Origin of the sequence: Microcoleus sp. Pol10D4, from assembly GCF_036701555.1 — a bacterium.
In the GTDB taxonomy this organism is placed as follows: Bacteria; Cyanobacteriota; Cyanobacteriia; order Cyanobacteriales; family Microcoleaceae; genus Microcoleus.
Map to the genome: position 1 here is coordinate 1 of NZ_JAUBRA010000061.1, position 26,379 is coordinate 26,379.

The window sequence follows — 26,379 nt, forward strand, 5'->3', positions numbered from 1 at the left end:
TGGCGCTTTATTAATGTATCAACTCTCCCCAGGGTTGTCAAGCGTTTTGCGAAAATATTTTTGACTTTTTTTTAAAGGTATACACACCAAGGCTTTCGACACTTATTGTCGGCTCCGGTATCCTCTGCCTCACTCCTCTTTTAACTAAGGGGTCTTTTTTTTGACGAAAATACGACTTTGGGGCAGACTATCTCCCCCGCATGAGTAGAAGGACTCAGTGGTTCAACATAATGGGGCTTACTTAGAGTAGAGGTAAGGCAAAGTTAGAGTGTGAGGTGTGAGGCTGCATCATGGGGTTAGGATGACCGAAGCAGGCTGGTGCATGAGTCATATATATATTTAAGTGGTGTTTGCATTTCTTGGACTTTAGTGAGGGAGGTTGAGGTCTCAGATTGAGCCGATCGCCCTTAACAATTCCTCTGATTCAAAATCCAGAAGTTGACACGACACCGTACTCTAACCCAGATCAAACTCCGAAAAATCGATCGCCCGCAAATACACTCTCCTCAATTACACCCCGAAACTCCTTTAGTTACGCCAGTTATCAGCCTTTGATGAGCGAGCGCGAGTTGGTCTCCTCAACATCTACATCTAAAAAGTGCAAGTGACTCTCTTCCTCAGTATTGACAGCAATCACCAAACCTTTATTCCCCCACGGAGCGATCGCCCGGGGTGAGGCAGGACTGCTAAAATTCCCTACTTGAATCCCTTGACTGTTTAACACTTCTATCTGCCCCCCAAAATCGGCCAATACCCATCCCCAATTAGCCACACAAGCAGACACGGGCAAACTTTCAAGGGGAATTCGCGCTACCTTGAGCGGCCACAATTTCATCAACAGCACCGCCGCTTTACCACCTTGGGGAATTCCCAGCAAAGTATAAGGTTCAGGTGTCAATAGGATCTGTCCGACGCTGGCAGACAACCGCACAGAACCCACCGGCGTGCCGCGGCGAGTGTAAACTCTAAAAATAGTTTGGGGATTTTTTGGTTCGTTGTCCGGCCAAATTGCTAAGACGTGTCGCCGATCCAAAAAAATTAATTCTGGTAAATAGTGTTCTGGTAACGGCACAGTAGCGATCAGCTTCAGGGCTTTTTCCCGATCGCCCGCAGTGCTGTTTCCCGCTAAAGAATAAAAACGCAGTTCGCCAGGAACCGCTACTGTCAACCAGTTACCGTGAGAGTCAATAGCAGCTTTTAAAGCATCTGGGCCTTGCCTAAAACCCATATCCAGCAGGCACTGAGGTTCCCAAGAGCGATCGTTGAGCCAGTAAAGTTTTTGCGGAGTGAGAACGCAGCAGCCGTGGGAAACAGGTAAAATGCCCCGCACGATTTCCGGCATTAATGAAATAGAAGTAGATATTTCTCCTGTAACTAGCTGTTTTCCCGGCTGAGACCAAACCTTTACCTCTGTACCTACAGCAGCATAGAGATATGTTTCAGTGGCAATTAAAGCGGTCAACGGTGCTGGAAGTATCAGTGGCTTGGGGTGCGAAAGCGCATAGCGGACAGTCCCAAGTAAATTAATCGCCGACAGTGATGCTTTTTCCTCTTCAACTTCTTGCAAAGACTCAGTTTCCGACTTCAGACTTTTATCACCACTTGTGGGATTTTCCCAAGGAATAATGCAGTCGCCCAATTGCCTAACAGCGGGGTCATACATGATCAGTCGCAGAGCTTGGGCCATTTGGGAAGCACTGGCAAAACGGCGGGCTGGCAGCTTTTCTAAAGATTTTTTAACTATTGCTTGCAAAGGTTCGGGGATGGCGTCGGGAAATTGCAAGCGTTGATTCAGGTGCGCCCACCTCAAGTCTCCGGGGGTTCCCCCGAAAGGGCGGTAGCCCATTAGCAATTCAAACAGCAGAATTCCTACTGCATATATATCTGACATCGGAGAAAAAAGACCGTAAAACCGCTCAGGGGCCATGTAAGCGGGGGAACCTACGGTAGCGTCGGGAGAAAGTTCTTGGTGGAGGCGAGTGGTACCAATTTCTGGCAGCCGACGCGCGATGCCAAAGTCAGACAGTCGGGGCGACCAACCTTTTGCCCCTAAAGTGAGGAGGATATTTTCGGGTTTGATGTCGCAGTGAACTACGCCTCGCCGGTGGGCGTAGTCTAAGCCTGCTAAAACTTCCATGACTAGCTGCAAACCTTCAAGCAGACGCAAGGGGCGCTCTTGTTTGAGCAGGTTGCGGAGGGTTCCTCCCTCGCAGTAGTCCATAACCAAGTACCTCCCTGTAGCTGTGTGTTCTAGAGCTCGGCAGGTAACAATGTTCGGGTGCTGCAAGGTGATCAGAAACCACAGCTCTCGCAAGAATTCGCTAGTTGGGGCTTTTTGATGACTAAGTTCTTTGAGAGCAACCAGTTGGCTGGTGAGGCGGGAGTCCTGGGCGGGAGCTTCTCGAACGCTGGCACAAAAGACTCGACCAAATTGTCCTTGTCCGACTAGCCCTAAAATACGGTACTTAGAATGTTGCATCGGTCTAATTATAGAAAAAGCTTGAGCTAGTATTAAAATATGTAAATAATTCTGACAAAAATTCAAATTTTTGAATCCCTCGCCAGGTACAGCCTATGTTATCTCAGGTTCATTCTCAGCCTCTTTGAGAGTGATCGCACAGTCGCACCTACTAAAATCCTGGAGCTTCGGAATCACTATCAATCTTGCCGGATGCCGCTACCTGATCGGAAACTACCTGTGGCTGCTATTTTAGTCGATCGCGACTATTACAGTTTTTTCAATGCCATCGAGAAAGTATCTAAGGTTTTAGCTTTTCAAGGCGAAGCTGAGGAATCGGGGCGAGGGAACAGCGATATGACCAAAACAGAAGTGCGGTTATGTCATAGGGGTTAGAGAGCCAGAAGCCGATGCTGTCGTCAAGGCATCTTAACCTTTTTGAGTATTAGCCAATTTTTTTTGCGCTTTGAATAAGTTGATCGTAACTTGCTAAATACTGAAGTTGACAGGAGCAAACATCAATATGGTTAAAATTATTAAACTAGATCCAATTGCGGAGGAAATAGCAGTCGAAACCCGATCAAATATTTTGTCTGCCTTACTTTCCAAAGACTTAGACGTTCTCAAGGAATGCGGGGGGCGGGGAATGTGCGCTACCTGCCATGTTTACATTAAAGAAGGCATGGAAGGCTTGTCGGACATGAACCGCCGCGAGAGAAGGACGTTGGAAGTCATTACTACGGCTAAAGCCAATTCGCGACTTGCTTGTCAGGCTCAAATTATGGGCGAGGGTGTGGTTGTACAGTTGCCTGCGGGGATGTACATTAATGCTATTGAAAATGTCGAAGCTCTGATCGGCCGCCGGGCCCAGCAAGATTTATTACACCCAATTACGGGTCAAGTAGTTGTAGAATCAGGAAAGTTAATTACTCGTTCTATCGTGACACAGCTTAATGAAACCCGCTTTCAAGTAGGACAGTATTTAGTTCGCACTAAAGAAGCTTAAAACTGATATGTTTGTATTTTAGTAGTAGAGAAAAATCTATGTTGAGCCAACTTGCGCGTTTGAGCATGGAAGCAGACGGACGCTACGCCAGTGCAGAAGAACTCCAATTTTTGAAAGACTACTTTCAGTCTTTGAATCACCGGATGAGTGCTTATAAAAAACTTCAAGCCTCTGAAACAGAAATTATGCGGCAGGTGGAAGCACAAATGCTGTCTCTAGACCCTAGTTTATTTCGGCGCGGGGCTAACGATATGACTGAAAAGTGCCGTGGAGATATTGTGCGGGTGTTGAGGCATTCGGCGGCAGCACTGTTGATTAATGATACTGAACGGTTGCGCGATCGACTACTACTTTGGTTGCAAACTATTTTAGGGGCTGTTCAAGTTAGAAATAGTGCGACCGTGACCTACGATGTGATGAAAAAGGTCCTCAAACAATATCTCACGGTGGAAGAAAGGAACCTATTTTTTCCGATTCTGGACATCAACCGTACTTTACTCGGTAAATAATCAAGGGAGTTGACAAGTTAACGCCGATAAACTGTGCCGTTAGGAAGAGTGGCTCCAATCAACTTCGCTCCCGTCAAGTCCGCCTCAGTGAGAATGGCTCCCCGCAGGTTGGCTCCTGTCAAGTCAGCTTTCTGCAAGTTGGCTTTACTCAGGTTAGCTTTGGTCAAGTTAATTTCATGCAGGCAAGAATTAGAAAGGTCAGCATTGATCAGGTAGGCTATACTCAAGTTGGCTTTGCTGAGGTTTGCCCCGCTCAAGTTAGCTTCCATCAGATAAGCACCGCTCAAGTTGGCTTCATTCAACAATGCCTCTGCCATATTAATTCCAGTTAAAAGTTTGCGACTCAAGTCTACACCGCCCAGATCTGCCCCGCTGAGGTTAATACCGCTTAAGTGGCTGCCATTCAAAGTAATGTTTCTCAGATAGGTTTTGCTGAGGTCTGCTTTGCACAAATTGGCTCTATCCAAACAAGCTTCGCTAAGGTCTGATCCGATCAAGCAGGCGCCGTTTAAATAGGCTTGAGTGAGGTTAGCTCGCCTGAGATTAGCTTTCAACAGGTTGGCTTTGCTGAGGTTAGCACGAGTTAAGTTGGCTCCGGCTAGGTTGGCTTTGGATAATTCGGCTCCGGTGAGCTGTGCTTCGGTCAAGTCTGCCTCTTTCAGACTCGCTAGACTTAAGTAAGCATCTTTGAAGTTTGCGCCGTTGAGATTGGCTTTAATCAGATAGGCTTTACTGAGGTTGGCCTCAGTGAGAACGGCTTTGGTGAGGTTAGCGGCGCTCATATCTGCACCTATGAGATTAGCATTGGGAAGAATTGCTCCGGTCAGGTTTGCCCAATTCAGGTGAGCTCCGGCTAGGTTGGCGCCGGTGAAATTGGCACCGATGAGATTGGCGCCGCTCAGACTGGCTGCCATGAGGTTGGCGCCGGTGAGATTGGCGCCGCTGAGGTCAGCTTTGCTGAGATTGGCTCGGCTCAGATGGGCTTTGGTGAGGTCGGCCCCGCTGAGGTTCGCACCGATTAAGTAGGGTCGTTGCTGGTGTTGGTTGAGGTTTGCCAAAATTAGAGTTGGGGCATCGCTGGAACGGTATAAATCGATCGGACTCAACACAATGCCGCGCAGATTTGCCAGTCTAAAATCTCTTTCGCCGGCTGCATATCGAGTTAGAAGTTCATTGGCGTCCATTAAGTTCTAGCAAAATGTTTGAGGTTTTGATTGCTTTTAAATTTTATGAATTTCTAAAGTAAGTTATGAATTTTCTAGCTGCTAGTTATAATCAGGTTTTATTTGAATTACTAAAACCTGATTTTTCAACTCAGAAGCTTTTTTATAATTTAACTCACGGTTTTGATGATACGGTGGATAATATGGGTGCAAAACAATCGATTTAACAGCTATTAACAAACTAATAGCTGTCAAAAAATTCAGTTTTTTTGGAAAAGTTGACTGAGAATATCTTCATGGTCTTTTCCTTCTTCGACCATAGAATCGGCAGGTTGGAGGCGATCGCGCAGCCCTAAAATAAAGCGGTTGCAGTCCGAACCCAATGATTCGCAAGATGTTTGCAGGCAGTGAAGTTCTCGACCCGTAAGCTGACTAAAGAACGAACTTAAAATACCTGCTTCTAAAAAACAGGCTGGTCGCTTAGACTTGGGAGCTGTTTTAGCAAAAAGAGAGTTAGCAATTTTTACTATTAAAAATCCATGTTCGGAATAGGTAGGATCAAGCTCAAATGTTCCCCATCCATGAGTTTTCCAACACTGTTGCAAGGACTGAAGAAATTCTACCATTTCCATTTCAGAAACTGGCTGGCCGTAGTATTCGCTGACTTCTTCGCAAAAACGCACGTAGAAGTTTTTACCCCACCAGCGACCGCAGTTGAAAAGCACGAGGCGGGAAGCTTGACCTGTTTCTTGTTCTAAGCCGATATAAATAGCTTGAATCAGTGTTTCTGGGAGTGCTAAGAGCCGATCACCCCGGCGGTTTTCGAGGAGGCCGAGTTCGAGGTCGCCTCGGACGTAGGCATCGCTGGCAAAGTAGTTTCCAGGGAGTCGAGGCTGTTTGAGTAAGTCGGCAATATTAATCATCGGGAATTGGGAATTGGGAATTGGAAATTGGGAATAAAGCTGATTATTTATTACCTTGGTCAATAATAATTGACTGCGCTTGGTCGAAAAATGGTTGCAATATAGCCCGGGCTTGCTCGGAAAGCAATTCTTTTATACGAGTTTGCAGCAGATTGCAAACAGTTGCTTCGATTTTTTGAGTTTGGTGGGCTTCGACTATGCCGGAAAGCCAGTCTACAAGGCGCTGTTCGAGAAAATTTTGATCGTTTAGCAGCATAGCCATAGCGCTGTACCGCAAGACTAACACCCAATGTTTGAGCGATCGTTCTAAGGTTTCTTGTTTTTCGTCGGGGAAAGTTTCTTGTAGCTTGTTGGCTACTGGTTGGAAGATGCTTGCTTCCTTCTCTCGCAAAAATTCGTAAATTTTTAAGCGCTGGACAAGGGTTACAGCTTGACGCTTAAAAGCTATGAGCTCTTCGCCTTTTAAAAAGCGGTTTTCTGCCTGATCCAGCAGCGCCTCAATCTCAGGGTGCATGATTTTAATTAAGTGGTAATCGGTAATTGATAAAAGGAAGGAAGTTCGGCAACGAGCAGTGTACGGGATTTAACGGATTTAACTAATTGATTTTGAGGAATGAGGAAAGAGAGGTGAGGGAACATGGATTAAGGATTGCCCTATCTTTCATTTTCCATTCCCTACACAGATTAAAACAGGTCGAATAGGTCATCAATGGTGACTTCTGCTTGTTCAGAAATAGAAATTACTGGCAAGGGTGGTGGTAGGGGTAGGGCACCTACTTCCGGAATTCCTTCCCAAGAGATAGCTTGAAAAAAGCCTGCTACTGGCTGGGTTAAACTCAGAAGTTGACCGGGGGTCGAGCCATTCGGGGTTTCTAAAGATTTTCCCAGCCAATTATAGTGACCAAAGAATTCTTGGACAGATTGGTCCAACCATGAAGTTTGACTTTTCATCTTTCTTCCTGCCTGGAGAAATCCACCATTGCACTTTTGAGCGCGAAATTGGTGGGAGGAAAGGCAGGGCAGGGGATGTGCCTTTCCAGGTTGTTTACCGCAATATTTCACCGTGTTGCAGTCGATTTTGAATATCGCGGGCGTTGGCACCTTCGTTGAGCCAGAATGCTGCTGCATCAATTTTATCTGGGTTGCCAAGCAGGAACTTGCAATAGGTTTCTCCCATTGAGTAACATTGGAGTTCTATGCAGCTCAGAGGCTTTTTGACTAAAGAGCCGAAGAAACCGGCGAACAAACCGGCGTATAGGTGACAAACCGGTTTGCCTACGTCGCCCAAAGTGCGAGCAACTGCTGAGTCAAAGAGGTTGATGAAGATGCAGCCGTGTTTGCGATCGCTCATGTCCACTTCCCAGCGACCCCAACCTTGAGCCGTGAAAGGCCACCACCAAGTTTCTAGCAGAAACATGAGATTTGACTGGCGAATGTTCTGGCTGTATTCGGCACTAAACCATTTTTGAAAAAATTCGGAATCTTGGAGTCCCCACTGGCAACCAATAGTATACATGATGACAGAGGACGCGGGGCCGACTTCTTCTTCGAGCCCCTCCACCAAACCGATAATGAAGTCTTCGCTGGTAAAAATGTTGCGCGACTGATTCCAGTCGTCAATTGTACCCATCTGGCGATCGAAGGCAAAAAAATCCTGAAACCTGTAGTGGCTGTGAGTTTTAGGATGCTTTTGCTTCAGTAGCGATTCGCTGTGGGGGGAGATTTCTTTTTTGGCGGTAGAGACCATGGGCGGGTTATTCCTTTTTGGTGTAGTTTGGTGAAAATTAGAGTCAAATAGACTGGCCTGTGTATCCAATTTAACTTTATTTTTCTAAAGGCAGGCACAGGGGATAATTTTTTTACTGCCATATAAAAATTAAATATTCTAGGATGCTAAATTTGGGGGCTTTTGGGAGTTCTGCCTTCGGACAACTGCTCTCTGAGTGCTGGCAAAAGTAGGTATAACCTTAAACGGGTATGTGTTATCGTTTTGTGCAAGCTGTCCACTATATATATAGGGCATATGGGGATGAAAAATCACGCTTGTATTGCAATAGGCATCAATCAATATCAGTTACTCCAGCCTTTGAGTTATGCCCAAGAGGATGCAGAGGCCCTGTACGGTTTTTTGACTGAGGAGGCGGGTTTTGCGCCGGATGGATGTCTGCTGATGACCGATAGCTCGCCGTCGCTGTGGGGTCAATCTACATATCCAAATCGGGAAAATATTCTGAGATTGACCCAAAGCCTATGCGCGGAACATGTGCAACAGGGAGATTTACTCTGGTGTTTTTTTAGTGGCTACGGTGTCAGCTATGAAGGTAAGGATTATTTGATGCCGGTTGACGGCAATCCGGCTGACATTCAGGGTACAGGGATTCCGGTAGAGTTGCTGTTGAATACTCTGAAAAACGCTCCTACGGAAACGGTGTTGGTGCTGGTTGATATGAATCGCAGCCAGATTGTGAAAGCGGGGGAAACGATCGGCTCTCAAACGGCCGAGCTGGCCCGGCAACTGGAAATTCCGACGGTGCTTTCTTGCCGCCCGAATCAAGTTTCGCGGGAAACTTCAGCTCTGCGTCAGGGATTTTTTACGACGGCGCTTTTGGAGGGGCTACGATCGGGACAGTGCATGACCATTAAGGGTTTAGACCGTTTTTTGAGCGATCGACTGCCGGAGCTGTGTGACCACCATTTGCGTCCGAAACAAGAACCTTTGATGGTGGTGAATCCTCCAGGAAAGGCTAATTTGGTGATTTTGCCGGATGCTTCAGGGGTACCAACTGCTGCGTTGGCAGGACGCAACGGCAATATGGCGGTTGGTACGGCTGATGGGTTCGATCGCCCGCAAATGGCGACCGCGACGGCTCGAATGGATCTGCCTCCGGCAGTTCGCAACGCTCAGGATTCGTCGGTTGAGATGCCGCCTGTGTCGCAGCCGAAGGCCGTGGTCCCTGCTAATGGGGGGGGCGATCGACCGAACTTGCCAAAGCCGGAGGATGAGCATAACGGGGGGTCGGATAAGTCATTTTTGCAGCAGCTAGTTTTATGGAGTTCAGCTACGGCTTTGGTGCTACTGTTGGGGGTTTTTGTGACCAACAAATCAATTTTTGTTGGTCAGCAAGAAGGAGATCCTCAATCGCCTGCTAAAAATGCCGAAAACTCTGGATCTCAAAAATTTACTGGTACTGGGGGGTCACAGAACCAACCGCGGGCGGTGCAAGCGGGGACTGGAACCAAGCAGCCACCATCCAGCCAGCAGGTGTGGGCTGAGGCGAAAACTTTCCTCAAAGATGGTTCGGCTTCTAGTTTTAATAGAGCGGTGGTTAAGGCTCGAACGATTCCGCCTAGCGATCCGCTCTACCCGCAGGCTCAGCAGGATATTGAGCGCTGGAGTTTAACGATTTTGGATATAGCTAACGGGCGGGCTGCTCGGGGCGATTTCCAGGGGGCGATCGGGGCGGCTAAATTGATGCCTGATGTCAATAAGCCTGTGTACAATCAGTCGAAACAGGCGATCGCTCAGTGGGAGGAGCTATCCAAAGACCAGGATGTAAATGCTGCTTTGCTATCGGCTGCTAAGGGTCAAATTAAGCGGGGGGTTGCCTCTTCTTACAGTAAAGGCATCCAGCAAGCTAATAAAATTGAACCCGGTCAGCCGAAGTATGAAGAAGCTCAACAGTTAATTGGAGAGTGGAGCGAAAGTATTCTCAAAATTGCTCAGTTGCGCGGCTCTCAAGGAAAGCTGAAAGAGGCAGTTGAAGCTGCTTCGCTGGTGCCGTCGGGTACTAAGAGTTATCAGCCGGCTCAGAAGGAGATCGCCAATTGGAAAACTAAGCTCCAACGCCAGCAGAAAAAAGGTTGATTTAGTTGATAATTTCTCGGTTTCCCACCGGGAAATTATCTTAGCGACTGGCTGAAGTAGGCCGATACCTCTTGATGCTGCAAAAAGAGATCTACACATCGATAATTTAAAACCAATAATTTTATTCCCCATTTCCCCTCCCCAGCTTCTGCGCGAGGGGATTTTCTATGCTGCCTAGCTGGTTCGTTTTTGTAGAGTAAAAGATATCGTATGGGCTGCTTAATTGGGGCTGCATAATAGTGGAATGATTTGGATTCTTTTTGTGATGAGCCCATGAACCCGAAGGCGTGTATTTTCAAAGCAGGCGGGACGCCTAACCCTAATCATTACAATAATCTTAAATTGTGCAACGCCGATTAATTAATATCTTTAATTCACGTCCAGAGTTCCCTAAACCGACGCATCCAACGTCAAAAAAGATTTTTTTTAACAATAAGGATGACTGTAAATATATATTGGTTGATGAGGAAAGAGTTTTAAATTACTTAATTTTGATGGATGGTTAAAAAAGTTAATTTATGTATTTTATCACCTAGGGTATTAGCTTAATTTAGAGTTAATTTTAACTTTAGTGACAGCAAATAGGGCTATATCAAATTGCTATCTAAGGAGAATAGCTAAGGCAAAATCGCCTTAAAAAATCGGGATGCAGAGTTACTTTTTTTTATGCCTCTTTGTGGGCTATTAGGAGCGATCGACTGATGGAAGACTATTTAAACTTGTGCTGTTTTTAAATTTTTAGCAGTGACAGATCTGTTATGAATTATACAAAATGAGCCGTTACTGACAATTCTCGCGGACGAGCGATCGCCCCTAATGAATTCAGGAAACAGATTCAGCGCCACACAGGACAAAATATCTGGATTCACAAGCTGCGAGTCTTCGTTGACCCGGAGATCACAAAGCTACCTTAATTAACACAAATAGGGGCTTTGCAAGAAAATTCAAAAAATTTTTCCTTGGCAAATAAGAATAAAAATTTGCTCGCTTATTGTAGCCCCGGTAACAACACGTATGCCTGAAGTTATAGTCCACAGCCAAGTCTACTGGACAATCTAAATCAATAGGGTGATGTGGCAGTGTCCGGGTGTTAAGAAGGGCGATCGAAGAGGAATGTTCACCGAGCGATCGCTTCCCAATCGGGGAGTGTAAAAGCTAGGAAGGCAAGGAGTTGGAGACAATGCTGAACTTTTTGAGTTCAGGAAAGTAGCGTTAGCACTAAACTCTGCCGTATTGTAGAAAGCGAGCCAAATTTGTAACAGTTCTTAACTATAAATAATTCTGCCAAAACTGCTAGCATAGTGACACTTTTGCTAGCAAAAACAGATAAAGTAAATAAAGTTGGCTAGCTCTAGACGCCCCGATCCCCATCCAGGGGATGTTGAATCAATTTGATTCATACCAAGTGGTTTTAGAGTTACAATCGGAAGCAAAGCATCGCTATTTAACTGAGTTCTTTACTTACTTTTAGTTTCAGCTATGAACGTGGATTTTATCAAAGCCCAAGTCAGGTTGCTACAGGGTGCAAGTTCATCGGAGCGAGAAACCCTTATGAAAAACATCGGCGTCTGTGCTGGCGTGATCCGACCAGGAGAGTACGTGACTCCGCAACGGAAGCACGCCATCACTCTCTGGCTGCAAACAAATGCGGTTCGCCTCCGGCTTCCCCAACTTCCTCTGGACTTATCGGGCCAAAAGCCTTAACAGGGAAGTAATCAAGACGTAGCGACAGAATCAAAGAAATTAGTCAATCTTGCCTAAAAGTGCGTTTTTATTGAGCTGTACAGGATCAATGAAACACGATTAAGATTGAAAAAATGTTTGTAGGGAAAGTTGGGCTCGAAAACACGCCTGTGGACAAGAAGCGGCCGACCGCTTTGGTAGAAGCAGGAAGTGAACGTCAAACCTGCTCTAAAAGTAGATTTGAGTAAGTTTCACAGAAGGGATTATTCTGCACAACTATAACCTGGGTTATTTGCTTTTAGATTTGAGATTCACGATTTAGCTCGTACTGGATAAATTTGCTATTTGTGGATCGCCTGAAAAATTATCCTATTCAATAGGTATAACTAATTACAGGGGCAGTCATTGAACTGCCCTTACTTTTGAACCCCGATGCGAAATTGCTGCAAGTTACAATAAACGCATCTACTTTTAGATAGAGTTTAGGTCAACTCTCATGTAAGCAGCAGCGACTCTATATTATCTGGTATGTTCGAGAGAAGGGGAGAGGGGGAGAGGATTTGACGAGCTTTAATAGGGAATTAATATCATCAAACAGAACGAGTTATAGCAACCCTTGCACGAGTCGTACAAAGATGTAGAGATAGTGCCAAGAGTGCCTACCCCTGCCTCATGGGGACAACCACGGGGGGTTTGCCCCTACAAGAATTACACAAAGGATTTAGGATGGCTATATTACAATTCACTGGCTTTCTAATATATCTTTCCACAAAAATACTGTGAGCAAAAAACAAAAATTTCCTTATTTAGTTGGTTCCCGATGGACTTCACACCAAAAAACTTGGGGGTGGCGACACTTTCAAGTGGTCAACCGAAAAAACGAAGGTAAATGGGTATTTGCAGAAATGGTGGCGGCTTGCGATCCAAATGTGCGTTTTTGGCTGAACGCCGCACAGCTCAAAGACCGATCGCTCTGGCAAGCTGGATGGCAGTCTACGCAAGAATTAGAGGAATTAGAAACTGCAGACTAAAAGACAGGGCTGTGGGGTAGAGTGAGGGGAAGTTCCGCCGCCTGCTGCTATCGTTCCGCTCCAAACCAATACGGAGTGAGACTTTCCCGGTTTTGAAAAATATTTCACCAAGAAAGTGGTGGGAAAAATCATAAGTATGTAACAAAACATTAAGTACGGCGATCCGAACTCAATTTAATGCGTTTTGTAGGGTAGTGTACTTTTTTTCTTTAAAGCGATAAGTTAAATTGACTAAGGTCGATCGTCCCATATTTCCAGTGGCACAGGGCGCAACCTTCCCGCTACTTCTACACTCGGCCAATTCGGATCAAAAGTCAAATTTTCCAACGTTCCATCGCTGTGAATTACAAACGTATCCTCAATTTTTGCTCCCGACAAACTCGGATTCCAAGCCACAGCCATATTTTCTGCCAAAATATCTGAAGTAGCTGGATTCGCCACAACTTCCCGCGCCAAATATCCAGTAGTTCCGCCTTGATGGTGTTCCCGAATTGCTTGAGGATATCCGTGCTGTTCGTAAGTAGTTTTCAGCGTATCATAAACCGCATTCAGCGATACTCCGGGCTGGCAAAAATTCAACGCTGTGGCTTCAATTTCTCTGACTTTTCGGTGCAGTTGTGCGTCCTTTTCTGCAAGAGAACCAAAACAGACAAACCTGGTTAAATTTGCATACAAACCCCATCCTCTGGCGCAAAATACTAACATTGCTTGTCGCCCAATTTCTTCGGCGGTTGCGGTGGCGTGGCGGTACAGCGGCAAACGCCTTTCTCCAGCAACTAATGTCAGGGCTGGATGCAAACCTCTCGCCCACAAAGCCTCTGCACCGGCTCCCGCTAGCTGATATTCTGTCCATGTGGGTTTGGCGGCGGAAAGTACCTCTGTCATCGCTTCGCTGGCTAAACACCCGACTCGCCGGTATCGCTCTAATTCGCTTGACATCATTGTCTGTTTGCGGGATTGTAAAGATGCGATTATTGGCATTTCTTGGGAAGTTGGCCGATCGCTCATCACGTTACCTCCACCAGTAATTTCTTTGACAAAAGCTTCGCGCTGTGCAACATCAGCCCAAGGATATATGTGCATTTGAAAGTTGGTTGGTAATTCCTCGTCCTGCAAGCGTTGAGCTTCAATTTCATCGGTGAGAACCCAAGCTGTTTCGGCGGTGATTAAAAGTTCTGCCACTCCGGTTTCTGCGGTTAGCAATACTGTATGGGAAGCGCCGGCTGTGGCCCAGGCAAACCAGTCCGTGCCTCGCAAGCGAAGGGATCTCGCTTTTGTTTCGGTTAAGGCTTTGCGGATGAATTCGAGTTTGCTGTCAACTTCTTGGTTTAATGAGTTTATCATATATGAAAGAAGGAAGATGAAAGAAGGAAGATGGAAGAAGGAAGATGGAAGAAGGAAGAAGGAAGAAAATCACTGATTTTAGTTAACATTTCCCAAGTCTAAAATCTAAAATCTAAAATCTAAAATCTAAAATCTAAAATCTAAAATCTAAAATCTAAAATCTAAAATAGATTGACGGATACTGCTTGCAATTCTTTAGCTTTTTCTTCGGGTAAAGCGTCGTTGGCAAACATTCCGGCGGCGAGTTCGGTTCCTGCGAGGTATTTTAGCCGATCGCTCGATCGATAGGGCGGATAAAATTGGGCGTGCAAATGCGCTTCTGGATGGGGTTTCCCGTCTGTGGGCCCTTGAAACCATGCCATCAAATAAGGGAATGGGCGATGCCACAAACCGTCATATTTGAGGGTGACTGTTTTTAAGGCCTTAGCGAGTGATTGCCGCTGTTTTTCCGTCAAATCGATAAATGTAGCAGCGGGGGCGATCGGGGCAATCCACACTTCGTAAGGGTAGCGGGCACAAGCGGGGACAAAAGCGATCGCCTCTTCGTCTAAATAAATAATTCGCTGTTTGTCGGCAATCTCTTTTTGAATCAAATCTTGCAGCAAACCGCTACTGTTTTTTTGATAGTAAACTGACTGAGTTTCTAACATCCGCGCTGGCACCGGTGGCACGAACGGATAAGCGTAAATTTGACCGTGGGGATGGTGCAAAGTTACTCCGACTTCGACGCCGCGATTTTCAAAGGGCAAGACGTATTGAATTTCGGGATTGCTGCCAATAACTGAAGTGCGATCGGCCCATACTTCTAACAGCAATTCCAAGTGAGATAACTCCAAAGATCCCAAGGAAGCCAGCGGATCTTGAGTGAAAACAACGACTTCGCAAATGCCCTTTGCGGGCAAAGTTTCTACAATATTTGCAGGTGCGTTTTTTGCTTGCAAAGTCATCGAGGGAAAGCGGTTGTCAAACACTGCTACATCGTACTCTCCCGGCGGCAATTCTGTCGGAAACTTAGGGTTAATTGTAGCTGCCAGGGGGTTGTATTCCGGCGGCGGCATGAAAGTTCTTCCCTGACGGTGGCTGGCGTATGCTACCCATTCCCCCCGCAAAGGATGCCAGCGAAAGTGCGGGTTTGCCTGTACGGGTTCATTGCTGGGACTTACGGCCACGATACCTTCTGGGATTGGGTAGCGACTGTACAGTGTGAGTGGGCGGCCGTCTGGTTTTAGCAATGTTTGGGCGTACATTTTTTGTAGGGGCGGGCGATCGCTTTTAATATATGTTAGGAGTATAACTTCGTGCTTTGAAAGTCCGCCCCTACCTAAAGTCGCAAATTATGTTAACAAGTTTAGTTTGCAGTACCAACCTCAGCCGATCGTCTGCTATTGTAGAACGGGCCCCAGAGCTCGGCTCTGGATTCAATTTAAATGCGTAGCAGCTTACGATCACAATTCCCAATTACCTAGTATATTTATCGATCGACTATTCGATCGAGCTTTTCCTTAACCAACAAGTCTAACAACGAGCGCAACACAAACAAGCCACCGAATCCCGAAACCGCAAAAGCTGCGATCGCCCCCGTTTGATATCCGCCCACTAGCAGCACTGCACCCGACAAAAACACAAAACCAGTCAAACAAGCAAAAATTAGAGTTTTCAGGGCTAAATTAATGCGTTTCAAGGCTCTTTCGCTCTCTAGATTTCGCACTCTAATTTGCAGTTCGCCTTCTTCAATTCGCTGCTCCAAACGCTTGAGATAAACTTGCGATTTGCTCGGCTGCCGTAACTTATATGTAATAAAACTTCGCGCTTGCCTTGCCAATTCTCCGATCGCATTTCCCCGCCCCTTGCTCACCGCAATACTCTTGACAAAAGGCTGAGCGGATGCTAGGAAATTGTAGTTAGGGTCGAGAGTTCTAGCAATGCCGTCGAGAGTCGTGACTGACTTGACAATAAACATCATTTCTGCAGGCAAGCGAAACGGTTGCTGCTCGAACATGATGTAAAGTTCGTTCTTAATTTCATTAAAAGCTTGAAAGTCGATCGGCTTATCAATAAACTTATCCAACAGAAAAGCAATCAGCCTGCGTACCGGCATCATATCCGGCATCGGCTCAACTAAGCCGATCGAAATTAAAGTATTGAGTACCTCGTCAGCATCCTTTCTCATCACAGCAAAAAAAGTCTTGACCATTTGGTCTTTAGCCAGAGACTTTATCTCAGCCATCATCCCAAAATCGTAAAAAATCAAGCTACCATCTTCTGTCACCGCCAAATTTCCCGGATGCGGGTCAGCTTGAAAAAAACCGTCTATTAACAACTGTTTCAAATAACAGCAAATTCCGAGTTGATTGAGCTTCACAATATCGACTCCAATCGCCTCTAAACTAATGCGGTCGTCCACCTTAATGCCTGGTGCGTATTCTAGAGTAAGCACTTTTTTAGTAGTGTATTGCCAGTAGACTTTCGGGACAATAACTTGAGGATATTCTCGAAAATTATGGCTAAAGCGATCGGAATTTTTACCTTCTTGCACGTAGTCAATTTCTTGATATAAAATCTTAAAAAACTCGTGATAAATAGATGCTAGGTCATATTTGCGCGTCCCAGGCAAATAGCGATCGCAAAAACGCATCACTTGGCGCACCGCCTTCACATCCAAATCAAATAAACTTTCCAAACCCGGACGCTGCACCTTCACAATCACATCTTCCCCGGTGTGCAGCCTCGCTTTGTGCACCTGTCCCAGACTCGCAGCAGCAATGGGCGACGGGTCAAAATCGCGGTACAAAGCATAAATATCCTTGCCTAACTCTAATTCTACAAGAGCGATCGCCTCTTCGGAACTAAACTGAGGAACCCGATCCTGCAACTGTTCGAGTTCCTTCACATACTCAAGCGGCAGCAAATCCGCCCGAGTCGAGAGAGACTGCCCGATTTTAATAAAAGTCGGGCCTAAATTCAGCAAAGTATTGACCAACCAGTGAGCGCGAATTCTTCTAGTTTGAGGCGAATTATTTTGCAGCAGTGCATCCCACCACAAAAAAAACATAAACTTTCCCGCCGCTGCAAAAATGTCTATTTGCCGTGCCAGTGGCGAATATTTAGAACGTTGCCAACGCAGGGTTTTAGGTGCAGCTTTTGTGAGCATAATATTGGCGATCAAATTCCATGCACCGTGACAATTTTTAGGGACAATCCAGGACGCAGAAACCCGTTTGTACGAAAAGACGGGTGGCAGGCCTTTGAAGCAGTTAAAAACTCAGTTTATTTGGTCTATACTGCGTAATATCATCTCCGACTATACAATTATAATTAAGTTCCTAGTAAGTAATGCAAGTCCTGATTAATTCATAAATAGAGGACAGTCGCACTCACTAAAAACACGCGCTAATTACGGGACAATAACCAGACATAATATAAGTTCTGGGAAAAATCAGCAATCGAGAACCGGCAATTTAGACGGCAACCAGATCAAAAATTCAAAACAGAGGACTTTGGTAGTGTTTACGACATTTCCCAATCTCCCTCTTCTGGCAAGTCTTCTAGTTTCGCCTGTTCGCTGCCAATTCCCAGCAGCTTCTCAACCGAACTATTCTTCTACATTACAGAGTTCCGCTGCAAATTGCGGCAGAGTCAGAGTAAAAGATGTGCGCCACAAATTGTCAGATTCTGAACTTTCTGCCGGACAGCTAGATACATCAATAGTACCATTCAAGTGCTGCACTAAACACTTTACCAGAGCCAGACCCAAACCCGTACCGGCGATAGCTTGGTCAGTAATGCCAGTGCCACGGCGGAACTTGTCAAAGATGTGGGGCAAATCAGCCGCAGAAATGCCGCGCCCGAAATTAGAAATGCTCAGGACAATATAGCCGGCTGCCTCAGACGCCTCCAAAACTACCGTCGTTCCAGAAGCAGAGTATTTTCCAGCATTCGTCAGCAGTTCCAGCAGTATCCGATTGAGAATGTCGGGGTCTGTTTCCCAGCAAGGGGTTAACTTGGGCAAATCCACCTTCAGAGTTAATTGCTTATCCGCCCACTGTTTTTCAAAATCCCCAGCTAAATCTTGAAATAAACGGTTGAGATCGATTTTGCTTAGAGAAATCGGGACTTGCTGAGGCTCAAACTGCTTGAGGGCCAGCAAATCATTAACCAGAGCAGTTTCCTTAGAACACTGCTGTTCTAGAATGTCGAGATACTTAGTCCGATTCGCTGACGGCAGTTCAGCTTGTTTGAGCATCAGAATCGCCAGCTTCATGATTGTTAAGGGGGTACGCAACTCGTGACTCAGAGTGCTGAGAAACTCGTCTTTAATCAGCTTCAATTTCCGCATTTGCTCTAGCTGATTGGCTGATTGTTCGTACAGTTTCCCCTGCAGGTCTAGACTTTGCTGCAACTGAGAGGTTCTGTCTAAAACTACGTTTTGCAATTCCTTAAGCGTTTGAGTTTGGATAATCATCTTGCTCACTTGAGCGCTGACTGATTCGAGAACTTCTAATTCTTCCGGGTTCCAAGTGCGCGGCTTCGAGTGCTGCAAAACCAAGAAACCCAGAACTGTTTCCTGGCAGCTACCGTCGGTGATGGGAACCAGCAGCAAGCCGCGAATGCCTTGGAGTTTCAAAATTTCTGTGGCTGCTTCTTGTTCTTTGGCGATTAATGCGCCTACGTCAGCGAGGGCGAGGGGTTTGGGTGCGCTGTGGAATGCTTGCTGGCACAAATTAGATTCTGACAGCCAAAAAGCGGGAGAGTTATTTGGTTTTGAGTTAGGAATTTTGGACTGGGAATTAGCAGTTTTATCCTTGTTTTTTGTTTTGGATGTTGAGCTTTTTTTGCTGATCGCGCTTTGTGCTATTGGCTGTTTGTTTGGCTCTTTTTTGACAACAGATTCGCAAAATAATTCGACTTTCGCTTTGGGAGTTTGATTGGGGGAGCGAGTTGTAAATAGAGGATCTGTATATTTCAATAGGAGGATTTGACCTCTATCTACTTCCAGGGTATCGACGGTATTTTCAATAACTTGCTGCAATATTCGATCGACTTCTGAATTTGTGTCGATCGAGGCACCAACTGACATGAGTAGATTTTTGTATTTAGCTTGTCGCTGTAACTGTTCGTTTAAGCTGGAAATTTCTTGAGTTTTTTGAAGGTGAGAAATCGCGCTGCCGATCGCGTCTGATGCTGCTTCAAGGCGCTGCCGATCGGCTACTGACCACTCGTGAGGTTGCGACTTACCAACAATGATCATGCCATTTACAGCCCCTCCAAATCGCGCAGGCCCTGCCAAAATTGCCCGAAAAGGCAGCGCATTCACAGGGGAATTGGGCGATGAAGTTGCCGGAATATCCAGATAGTCGGATATCGCCACTATCTCGCCGTCTGCTAGGAGGTTTGCCCAAGCGGGGTGTTCGAGTGATATGCTAGGTGGTTTTAATCTTGTGGTTTGGGGGTGTTCCGGTGTTTCAGTGGAATCGGCAATATCGGCAACATAGGGTAGATTGCTCGTATTTTCCCAGCAAGCATTCGGATGTACTACTTTCTGGTCAACCACAGCAGTAACCAAACAGAAATCTGCCCCCCATGCAACCCCCAAAGTATTGGCTATTTGCAGCAGCAGGAGTTCTCGATCAAAGCTGGTGGCGAGAATTTGGCAAATTTGTCGCCCTAGAAGGGCAGGATCGACCTGGAACTGCATAAGACGATCCAGAAATTTTGGGACTGAGACTGGTTCTGCGATTTGCGGTAAATGCAAAGTGCAAGACTCTGAGGGCGATCGGTCGATCGAAGTAAACTCTTGATTTCCCTGGCGATCGATCATGGCAACCAAGCCTTTATTCTAAGATGTTTGAGCCGGCTCCCGCTGCAACAACAAATATAGAACCTCTCAATAACTGTCGGCTTGACCGTTATGAGCCTGCTTTCTGTGTTTGTGCAGCCGGTCGGCGGGTCGCTCGTTATGTAAAAATATACCCAGATCAGACCGAGTTCTATTTTCCTGTTTTTTACCCTTGGATCTGTACGGAGTGAACTTTACCATCCTTTACCGGATGATAATCAATCCCATTCCCGCTAATTTTGACGGTTATTTAGTATAAAGCTTTTCTAGAGACCGCTTAGTGACACCCCTCTTCTTAGTGTGTGATATTTCCTATTTAAGTTTGTGATCCTAACAAATTTTTATTTTGATACAAATCCGCCGATCGAGTGACGCAGATCGCAAAAATTCAAAATCCCAAAATTATCACTCATAACATAGCTGAGAGTTTCCGAGTTTTGACTCAAAAACTCATTTTTCACAATACCTAGAGCAGCATGGTGGACTCTAAGGTTAAATTTATCCGACTTACCTGCTTACTTATTTTGTGCTTCCTGTTGGGCTTTATCGCTATTTTGGCGATAAAGTGCCGTCCGGTTCTGAGCCGTTGTGTAGCGGGGATGTTTGGAAGGCACGGCCGCCATCAAATCGGAAGCTTGCTGCCACTTAGCAGCTACGACTAACCAATCCTGGCGAGATTGAGCGGTTTTGCCCTGGGTGGCTGCTTGTTCGGCTACTCGCACTGCTTGGGCAAAAGAGTCAACAGCAGAATTAACAGTCTCCTTAGAAATTTTCAAAGCAGATTTTGCCTCAGAGGAAGCGGCAGTGGCAACTGCTTGGGTGCTTGCTTGTGTGCTGTTTGGCACTTGGGAATTAAGTCCTTTGTGGATGGCGGCCGCTGCTGCAAGCAACAGCACAGTCAAGCTGATGCCGCCGACGATACCGCGCTGAAATTGCCGCGGTTGCTGCATTGATCGAGGTATAGCGATTCTCGGCAAAGCCCGCTTGCCTGCTTGAGCGTGGCGTTCGTGATGGGCGGTGGCTAAACGCTTGAACAAATTGGGCTTTCTGAGTTTAATTTCTTGAGACCACAACAGTTGATTATCGGGATCGCGGCTAATTTCTTCCAGCCACAGCAGTTGGTGTTCTCGCACAAGCCGGCTGTTGATGTTGACTCGGCGAATATTGCGGGGGGAAATGCGTTCCAAAATTTCTCGGACTCGATCGACCAAACTCGACTGTTCGAGCAGTTGGGGCGTTGCAGCTTCGCACAGCAGTTGCAGCACCCCGTCCGCAAACACAGCTCGGGCCCTGACCCCTATCAGTGCCAGTTCGTCATTAAGGATTTGAATAATCGATGCAACCGAGCCCTCGCGAGCTTGTCGAGCAATGTCATCTATTGGATTTGCCATAAAACTATCTTGACGCTTAGCAATCTGTTAATTGTTAACCCAAAGTCTCGGATCTAATTTTTACTCATACAGGTTATCACTGACACTGCCAGGTTAAAATGAACAGATGCAAATCTTGCATACCGATCCACTTAAAATTATCACCACAGCATCGAGCGAGGCTAACAGGAAATAAACTATGGGTAAAGTAATTAGCGGTCAAATTTTTGTTGTAGACGACAACATCGATACAGATCAAATTATCCCGGCCGAATACCTGACCCTGGTTCCCTCGAAGCCGGATGAGTACGAGAAACTAGGCAGTTATGCGATGATTGGGTTGCCCGATCGCTACGGTAAGTTTATCGAATCCGGTGAACAGAAAACCCGGTATCCGATTATAATAGCGGGCGAAAATTTTGGCTGCGGTTCTTCGCGGGAACACGCTCCCATCGCTCTGGGAGCCGCTGGCGTTACAGCAGTGGTGGCTTTGTCTTACGCACGCATTTTCTTTCGCAATTGCTCGGCTACTGGCGAATTGTACCCGATAGAATCAGTTGAGAGGCTCTGCGACTTGTTTGTAACCGGCCAAGAAGTGACGATCGACTTTACAGCAGAGGTAATTGTCAACCACACTCTCGATCGAACTTTCTCGCTCAAACCTTTAGGAGAAGTAGGCCCCGTAATTGATGCCGGAGGATTGTTTGACTACGCGCGCCAGACGGGAATGATTGCGGCTCGCTCTTAACTGTTAAACCCCCTGCAATGTAGGGTGCGCGGCTCTGCCGTCCACCTTACGAATATCTCTTTGCTCAAACCGCTCCCATCTAGGGTGCGTGGAAATTTTCTCAAATCGAGTCAATAAAATTCAATAAAATACGCTGGTGAGCAATGCCAAAAGGTCGCACATCTCCTGACTGCTCAGAATAGCATTTGCCGGCCCGAATCTGCTCCGGGGTCAACAACTTCATATCCCAACCCTCCAGCAACACTAAATCCTTGACATCCGCACTAAGTTGTCCGTGAAAAACGTGGCGAACCACATCTTTTTCGACATCGCAACAGAAAAAAGAAACACTTGCAGGAGCATAGCAAATTTCCTCTGATAATTCCCGTAATACAGCCACTTCCGCAGTTTCTCCCGGTTCCAAGTGTCCGCCAAACAAAGCCCAATGTCCGGGATACCTGATATGAGGAATATCGTCTCGCAACTGACAGAGAAACTTGCCGTCTTGGTACAAAATCGCGATCGCAACGTGAATTTTAGTCATGTGTTATTAGTCATTAGTCATTAGTCATTAGTCATTAGTTATTTAACACGAATACACGGATGAATTATGGAGTATTCCTCAGATATTAAATAAGGAAGAGGGAACAAAGAGCAATTATCAAATAACAAACAACAAATAACCAATGCCTATTTCCCCTTGTCTGAACTGGGAGTGCGCTTTAACTGTTCCATTTCCTCAACATAAATTTCACCTAAATCCTTTCCCGCCAATTCCTTCAGAGTAATACTTTTGTAGCGGACTTCTCCCTTCAGCAACACTTCATCCCCAAGCTGGGGCAAATCTTGCTTGGTTAAAATCCAAATACTGCCAGTACCATCCTCAAGTTGATAAGCCGCATTCCCTACAAACGGAGCGCGATTTTCTACCTTTCCCCGGAGATAAACTTCAGCATCCACTTGCCGCTTTTGTTGAACGTCGCCAATGCTAGCCACATTAAAGCCAAGATTAAGTTGAGACAGAGGTAAATTGCCACAACTGAAAAAACCGCTGGCGAGGATTAGCGATAAAGAGCCGGTGCAGAATCTTTGAACCCAAACTTGCTTAATTGCAGTAGTCATTGGTCAACTGAGTTGAGATTTGAGATACGACTTACTTTAACAGAATCCCCAGAATCGATCGCAAGTAAGAAATTTCTCTAGTGTAGTCCTTGGCGGGGATTAAGCTAAAATCTAAAATCGTCCGCCCCTAACCCAGAGTCTACAATGGATGCCAAAACTGCTCAAATACTAGATGGCAAAGCTTTAGCGACAAAGATTCAAAGCGAGCTGAGCGATCGAGTCCGTGCTCTACAACCCCAGAAGGGGCGTCCTCCGGGACTTGCGGTGCTGATGGTAGGGGACAACCCAGCTAGCGCAGCCTATGTTCGCAATAAGGAGCGAGCCTGCGCTAAGGTTGGCATAGCTTCCTTCGGCCAGCATTACCCCGCAAACGCTACTCAAGCCGAACTAGAACTTGCAATTCGTGCGCTCAACGAGGACGATCGAGTAGATGGCATTTTAGTTCAATTACCGCTGCCAGAACACTTAGATGCAATTTCGCTGCTGTACCAAATTGCCCCCGACAAAGATGCTGACGGACTTCACCCTGTAAATTTAGGCCGTCTCGTGCGCGGGGAGCAAGGTTTGCGGAGTTGTACTCCCGCCGGAGTGATGCGGTTATTGCAGGAATACCAGATTGATTTGAAAGGAAAAAATGCCGTTGTTTTGGGACGGAGTATTTTGGTGGGTAAACCGATGGCACTGATGCTATTAGAAGCCGACTGCACTGTTACTGTAGCTCATTCACGAACGCAAAACCTAGAATCGATTACCAATCAAGCCGATATTTTAATAGCCGCCGTCGGCCGCACAGAAATGATTACAGCTAATATGGTCAAACCTGGATCAGTAGTAATTGATGTCGGTATTAACCGCGTCGTCAATCCAGACGGTACGAGTCGTTTGGCCGGAGATGCTGATTTTAATGCTGTTAAAACAGTAGCCGGATTTATCACGCCGGTGCCGGGAGGAATCGGGCCGATGACTGTTGCTATGCTTTTGGAAAATACCGTTTCGAGTTATATTGAATACGGTTCTCATTGAATTGGGGCAAACTTGTGAGCCAGTATTGGCTCAATTAGTAGGGTTAGTAATCTACCAACACACAGAGATTTTAGCTATGGCTTTAAAACCGGATGCGTCAGGGATAGTGCGCTTAATTGGCGACAACAGCTCGGAAGGAATTCAACTTACTCCTGGAGATCTCTAACAAACTTCCCTTTAGGAGCTTGGGCGCTCGATGGCAACGATACAGTAAATGGCTCAGGGGCTAGCGAGTTAATCCTGGGAAATGAAGGGGAAGATTTTCTCACAGGTTTTGCAGGCAACGATTCTGTATTTGGGGGAAAAGGAAGAGATTTGCTGGATGGATCTGATGGAAATGACTGCCTCAGTGGTGGTCTAGAGGCTGATTTTATGTTTGGACAGGCAGGCGATGATATTTTATTTGGGGGTAGAGGCAATGATTTTTTAGACGGCGCAGAGGGGAATAACACTCTAGTTGGCGGCTTGGGCAGAGACTTCTTAAATTGTGAGTCTGGCATTAATTTATGCGTTCTGGGAATAGATTCTGCCACTACAGATATCAATTCTAGTGATGGGATCGCAGGTTTTGTTCCTGGTTTTGATAGCATTGGATTAGCGAGTGGGTTAACGGTCAATGATATAGTGTTGGAGCCGATAGAGAATGTGACATTAACATTTAGGTTCGATGTGTCGCAAGCTTTACAACCATTAATTCCTCCAGCTTTAGTCAGTGGAATTAGCGGACTTTCTTCAGGCACTCTAATCAGAGTCAGGAATTCTAACGCGATTTTAGGTTTTGTAGAGGATGTAACCCCTAATGAACTACAAAGCAGCATTGTTTCCGTTCAGGGTTTCTAAGTTCAGTAAAATCAGTTGTAAGCTGAAAAACTTATCATTTTGTTAGGCACAAATTAACTCCTGATATTTACAGGAGTTACGGAGAAACGCTAGTAGTTGGGTGCGAAATACGCACCCAACTACTACCAATCGCGTAAAAATTGACTATGCAGCGTAAGTCTTGTAAGTAAAATTATTTACTCTTTGAGTCCGCATCGACGGAAGAAAGTTGGTTTAGTAACGATTTCAAGCTCCGATCGACATCACGAATCACTAAGATTTACCGTGAGGAATTCAAGATAGCAACAACGCGAATTCGGCGTTGTCAATCCAGACGGTACGAGCCGTTTGGCTCCAGATGTGGAGTTTGATGCTGTTAAAAAAGTAGCCGAATTTATCACGCCGGTGCCGGGAGTAATCGGGCCAGTGACTGTTGCTAGGCTTTTGGAAAATACCGTTTTGAGTTATATTGAATATGGTTTTAATTGAATTATGACCCACTTGTGAGCCAGTATGGGTTCAAGTAGGGTTAGTAATCTACCAACACACAAAGATTTTAGCTATGGCTTTAAAACCCGATCCATCAGGGATAGTGCGCTTAATTGGCGACAACACCTCAGAATTGATTCAACTTTCTTTTGGAGAGCTAACAAACTTCCCTTTAGGAGCTTGGGCGCTCGATGGCGATGATACAGTAAATGGCTCAGGAGCTAGCGAGTTAATCCTGGGAAATGAAGGGGAAGATATTCTCATAGGTTTTGCAGGCAACGATTCTTTATTTGGGGGAAAAGGAAAAGATGCCTTGTTTGGACAGGAGGGGAATAACTCGCTCAGTGGTGGTCTAGATGCTGATTGGCTTCTTGGAGATGCTGGCGATGATATTTTATTTGGGGGGAGAGGCAATGATTTGCTATCCGGCACAGATGGGAATAACACTCTGGTTGGCGGCTTGGGCAGAGACTTCTTAGAGTGTGGGCTTGGCAATAATTTATGCGTTCTGGAAATAGATTCTGCCACTACAGATATCAATTCTAGCGATATAATCGAAAGTTTTGATCCTGATGTTGATCGCATTGGATTAGCAAGTGACTTAACGGTCAATGATATAGTGTTGGAGCCGATACAGAATGTGGCATTAACATATAGGTTCGATGGGCCACAAGCTATACTACAAGATGTAGCCGACGAATTTAGCGGATCTGCTTCAGGAACTCAACTCAGAGGCGGAATTAACGGAGTTTATTCAGGAACTCTCATCAGAGTCAAGAATTCTAACGGGATTTTAGGTTTTGTAGAGAATGTAACCCCTAATGAACTTCAAAACAGGATTCTTTCCGTTCAGCGTTTCTAAAGTAAGGACAATCAGTGGTAAGCTGACCAACTTACAGCGTATTCCAGGTTTATAAAGTACACCCAAAAACCCGGTTTCTTTACAGTTCTCACATCATTACTAATTCTGTTGCTCTAAACCCAGTTTCTCGCGATTTACATCTACATGGA

Annotated in this window: 24 protein-coding genes and 1 pseudogene; 12 read left to right on the forward strand and 13 right to left on the reverse strand. The window is 45.9% G+C overall.

Going from position 1 to position 26,379, the window contains the following annotated elements; genetic code table 11:
• Positions 1-544: 544 nt before the first annotated feature.
• The gene (locus QUA36_RS24170) at positions 545-2,479 is read right to left on the reverse strand and encodes a serine/threonine-protein kinase (RefSeq protein ID WP_333459348.1); all 1,935 of its coding nucleotides are present in this window, start codon (positions 2,477-2,479) and stop codon (positions 545-547) included.
• Positions 2,480-2,671: 192 nt separating this feature from the next.
• On the opposite strand from QUA36_RS24170, the gene QUA36_RS24175 reads away from it, so the two are divergent.
• The 3 genes from QUA36_RS24175 (at position 2,672) to QUA36_RS24185 (ending at position 3,973) form a co-directional block, all read left to right on the forward strand.
• A complete protein-coding gene (locus tag QUA36_RS24175; protein WP_333165941.1) occupies positions 2,672-2,854 on the forward strand; it encodes a hypothetical protein in 183 nt (60 codons plus the stop codon).
• A gap of 127 nt (positions 2,855-2,981) precedes the next feature.
• Positions 2,982-3,464 (forward strand): 2Fe-2S iron-sulfur cluster-binding protein, encoded by a 483-nt coding sequence (locus QUA36_RS24180; RefSeq protein WP_006635922.1) that lies wholly within the window; start codon positions 2,982-2,984, stop codon positions 3,462-3,464.
• A gap of 38 nt (positions 3,465-3,502) precedes the next feature.
• Positions 3,503-3,973 (forward strand): phycobilisome protein, encoded by a 471-nt coding sequence (locus tag QUA36_RS24185; RefSeq protein ID WP_333079514.1) that lies wholly within the window; start codon positions 3,503-3,505, stop codon positions 3,971-3,973.
• A 17-nt stretch (positions 3,974-3,990) separates the two neighbouring features.
• On the opposite strand, the gene QUA36_RS24190 is transcribed toward QUA36_RS24185, so the two are convergent.
• From QUA36_RS24190 to QUA36_RS24210, 5 genes are all read right to left on the reverse strand, one after another.
• Positions 3,991-5,157, reverse strand: a complete 1,167-nt coding sequence (locus tag QUA36_RS24190; protein WP_333165934.1) for a pentapeptide repeat-containing protein — start codon at positions 5,155-5,157, stop codon at positions 3,991-3,993.
• 239 nt (positions 5,158-5,396) lie between these two features.
• Positions 5,397-6,059 carry a V4R domain-containing protein gene (locus tag QUA36_RS24195; RefSeq protein ID WP_333165931.1) on the reverse strand — a complete coding sequence of 221 codons (663 nt, stop codon included), beginning with the start codon at positions 6,057-6,059 and terminating at the stop codon, positions 5,397-5,399.
• A 43-nt stretch (positions 6,060-6,102) separates the two neighbouring features.
• Positions 6,103-6,573: a phycobilisome protein gene (locus QUA36_RS24200; protein ID WP_333459349.1), complete on the reverse strand. Its 471-nt coding sequence runs from the start codon at positions 6,571-6,573 to the stop codon at positions 6,103-6,105.
• A 170-nt stretch (positions 6,574-6,743) separates the two neighbouring features.
• On the reverse strand, positions 6,744-7,010 hold the full coding sequence (locus QUA36_RS24205; RefSeq protein ID WP_333165925.1) for a hypothetical protein: 267 nt from the start codon (positions 7,008-7,010) through the stop codon (positions 6,744-6,746).
• Positions 7,011-7,104: 94 nt separating this feature from the next.
• Positions 7,105-7,806, reverse strand: a complete 702-nt coding sequence (locus tag QUA36_RS24210; RefSeq protein WP_242722140.1) for a V4R domain-containing protein — start codon at positions 7,804-7,806, stop codon at positions 7,105-7,107.
• A gap of 282 nt (positions 7,807-8,088) precedes the next feature.
• On the opposite strand from QUA36_RS24210, the gene QUA36_RS24215 reads away from it, so the two are divergent.
• The 3 genes from QUA36_RS24215 (at position 8,089) to QUA36_RS24225 (ending at position 12,638) form a co-directional block, all read left to right on the forward strand.
• Positions 8,089-9,924: a caspase family protein gene (locus tag QUA36_RS24215; RefSeq protein WP_333459350.1), complete on the forward strand. Its 1,836-nt coding sequence runs from the start codon at positions 8,089-8,091 to the stop codon at positions 9,922-9,924.
• Between the two features lie 1,479 nt (positions 9,925-11,403).
• The gene (locus QUA36_RS24220) at positions 11,404-11,628 is read left to right on the forward strand and encodes a hypothetical protein (RefSeq protein ID WP_333042394.1); all 225 of its coding nucleotides are present in this window, start codon (positions 11,404-11,406) and stop codon (positions 11,626-11,628) included.
• 758 nt (positions 11,629-12,386) lie between these two features.
• Positions 12,387-12,638 (forward strand): TIGR02450 family Trp-rich protein, encoded by a 252-nt coding sequence (locus QUA36_RS24225; RefSeq protein ID WP_242725377.1) that lies wholly within the window; start codon positions 12,387-12,389, stop codon positions 12,636-12,638.
• Positions 12,639-12,869: 231 nt separating this feature from the next.
• On the opposite strand, the gene QUA36_RS24230 is transcribed toward QUA36_RS24225, so the two are convergent.
• Positions 12,870-13,820, reverse strand: coding sequence for a M24 family metallopeptidase (locus tag QUA36_RS24230; protein WP_333459351.1), 951 nt, complete (start codon positions 13,818-13,820; stop codon positions 12,870-12,872).
• On the opposite strand from QUA36_RS24230, the gene QUA36_RS24235 reads away from it, so the two are divergent.
• The gene (locus QUA36_RS24235) at positions 13,801-14,058 is read left to right on the forward strand and encodes a hypothetical protein (protein WP_333459352.1); all 258 of its coding nucleotides are present in this window, start codon (positions 13,801-13,803) and stop codon (positions 14,056-14,058) included. The genes QUA36_RS24230 and QUA36_RS24235 overlap by 20 nt on opposite strands.
• Positions 14,059-14,143: 85 nt before the next feature.
• Here QUA36_RS24235 and galT read toward each other — a convergent pair whose 3' ends face one another.
• The 4 genes from galT to QUA36_RS24255 all read right to left on the reverse strand — a co-directional run bounded on the left by galT (position 14,144) and on the right by QUA36_RS24255 (position 21,209).
• Entirely contained in the window at positions 14,144-15,229 is a 1,086-nt protein-coding gene (galT, locus tag QUA36_RS24240; RefSeq protein ID WP_333459353.1) for a galactose-1-phosphate uridylyltransferase, read from the reverse strand.
• 224 nt (positions 15,230-15,453) lie between these two features.
• Complete coding sequence (locus QUA36_RS24245) at positions 15,454-17,133, reverse strand: AarF/ABC1/UbiB kinase family protein (RefSeq protein WP_333459354.1); 1,680 nt, start codon at positions 17,131-17,133, stop codon at positions 15,454-15,456.
• Between the two features lie 441 nt (positions 17,134-17,574).
• Positions 17,575-19,800, reverse strand: coding sequence for an ATP-binding protein (locus tag QUA36_RS24250; RefSeq protein ID WP_333459355.1), 2,226 nt, complete (start codon positions 19,798-19,800; stop codon positions 17,575-17,577).
• A gap of 533 nt (positions 19,801-20,333) precedes the next feature.
• Positions 20,334-21,209, reverse strand: coding sequence for a hypothetical protein (locus QUA36_RS24255; RefSeq protein WP_333459356.1), 876 nt, complete (start codon positions 21,207-21,209; stop codon positions 20,334-20,336).
• A 178-nt stretch (positions 21,210-21,387) separates the two neighbouring features.
• Between QUA36_RS24255 and QUA36_RS24260 the strand changes: the two genes are divergently transcribed.
• Complete coding sequence (locus tag QUA36_RS24260; protein WP_333042404.1) at positions 21,388-21,936, forward strand: LeuD/DmdB family oxidoreductase small subunit; 549 nt, start codon at positions 21,388-21,390, stop codon at positions 21,934-21,936.
• Positions 21,937-22,036: 100 nt separating this feature from the next.
• On the opposite strand, the gene QUA36_RS24265 is transcribed toward QUA36_RS24260, so the two are convergent.
• Positions 22,037-22,459: an NUDIX hydrolase gene (locus QUA36_RS24265; RefSeq protein ID WP_333165904.1), complete on the reverse strand. Its 423-nt coding sequence runs from the start codon at positions 22,457-22,459 to the stop codon at positions 22,037-22,039.
• Positions 22,460-22,605: 146 nt separating this feature from the next.
• Entirely contained in the window at positions 22,606-23,037 is a 432-nt protein-coding gene (locus QUA36_RS24270; RefSeq protein WP_333165902.1) for a DNA-binding protein, read from the reverse strand.
• A 144-nt stretch (positions 23,038-23,181) separates the two neighbouring features.
• Between QUA36_RS24270 and folD the strand changes: the two genes are divergently transcribed.
• The 4 genes and pseudogenes from folD to QUA36_RS24290 all read left to right on the forward strand — a co-directional run bounded on the left by folD (position 23,182) and on the right by QUA36_RS24290 (position 26,230).
• Entirely contained in the window at positions 23,182-24,060 is an 879-nt protein-coding gene (gene folD / locus QUA36_RS24275; RefSeq protein ID WP_333459357.1) for a bifunctional methylenetetrahydrofolate dehydrogenase/methenyltetrahydrofolate cyclohydrolase FolD, read from the forward strand.
• A gap of 315 nt (positions 24,061-24,375) precedes the next feature.
• Positions 24,376-24,900 carry a hypothetical protein gene (locus tag QUA36_RS24280; RefSeq protein ID WP_333459358.1) on the forward strand — a complete coding sequence of 175 codons (525 nt, stop codon included), beginning with the start codon at positions 24,376-24,378 and terminating at the stop codon, positions 24,898-24,900.
• 324 nt (positions 24,901-25,224) lie between these two features.
• Positions 25,225-25,368, forward strand: a pseudogene (locus QUA36_RS24285) (bifunctional 5,10-methylene-tetrahydrofolate dehydrogenase/5,10-methylene-tetrahydrofolate cyclohydrolase); the annotation flags it as partial.
• A 73-nt stretch (positions 25,369-25,441) separates the two neighbouring features.
• Positions 25,442-26,230, forward strand: a complete 789-nt coding sequence (locus QUA36_RS24290; protein ID WP_333165891.1) for a calcium-binding protein — start codon at positions 25,442-25,444, stop codon at positions 26,228-26,230.
• Positions 26,231-26,379: the final 149 nt, after the last annotated feature.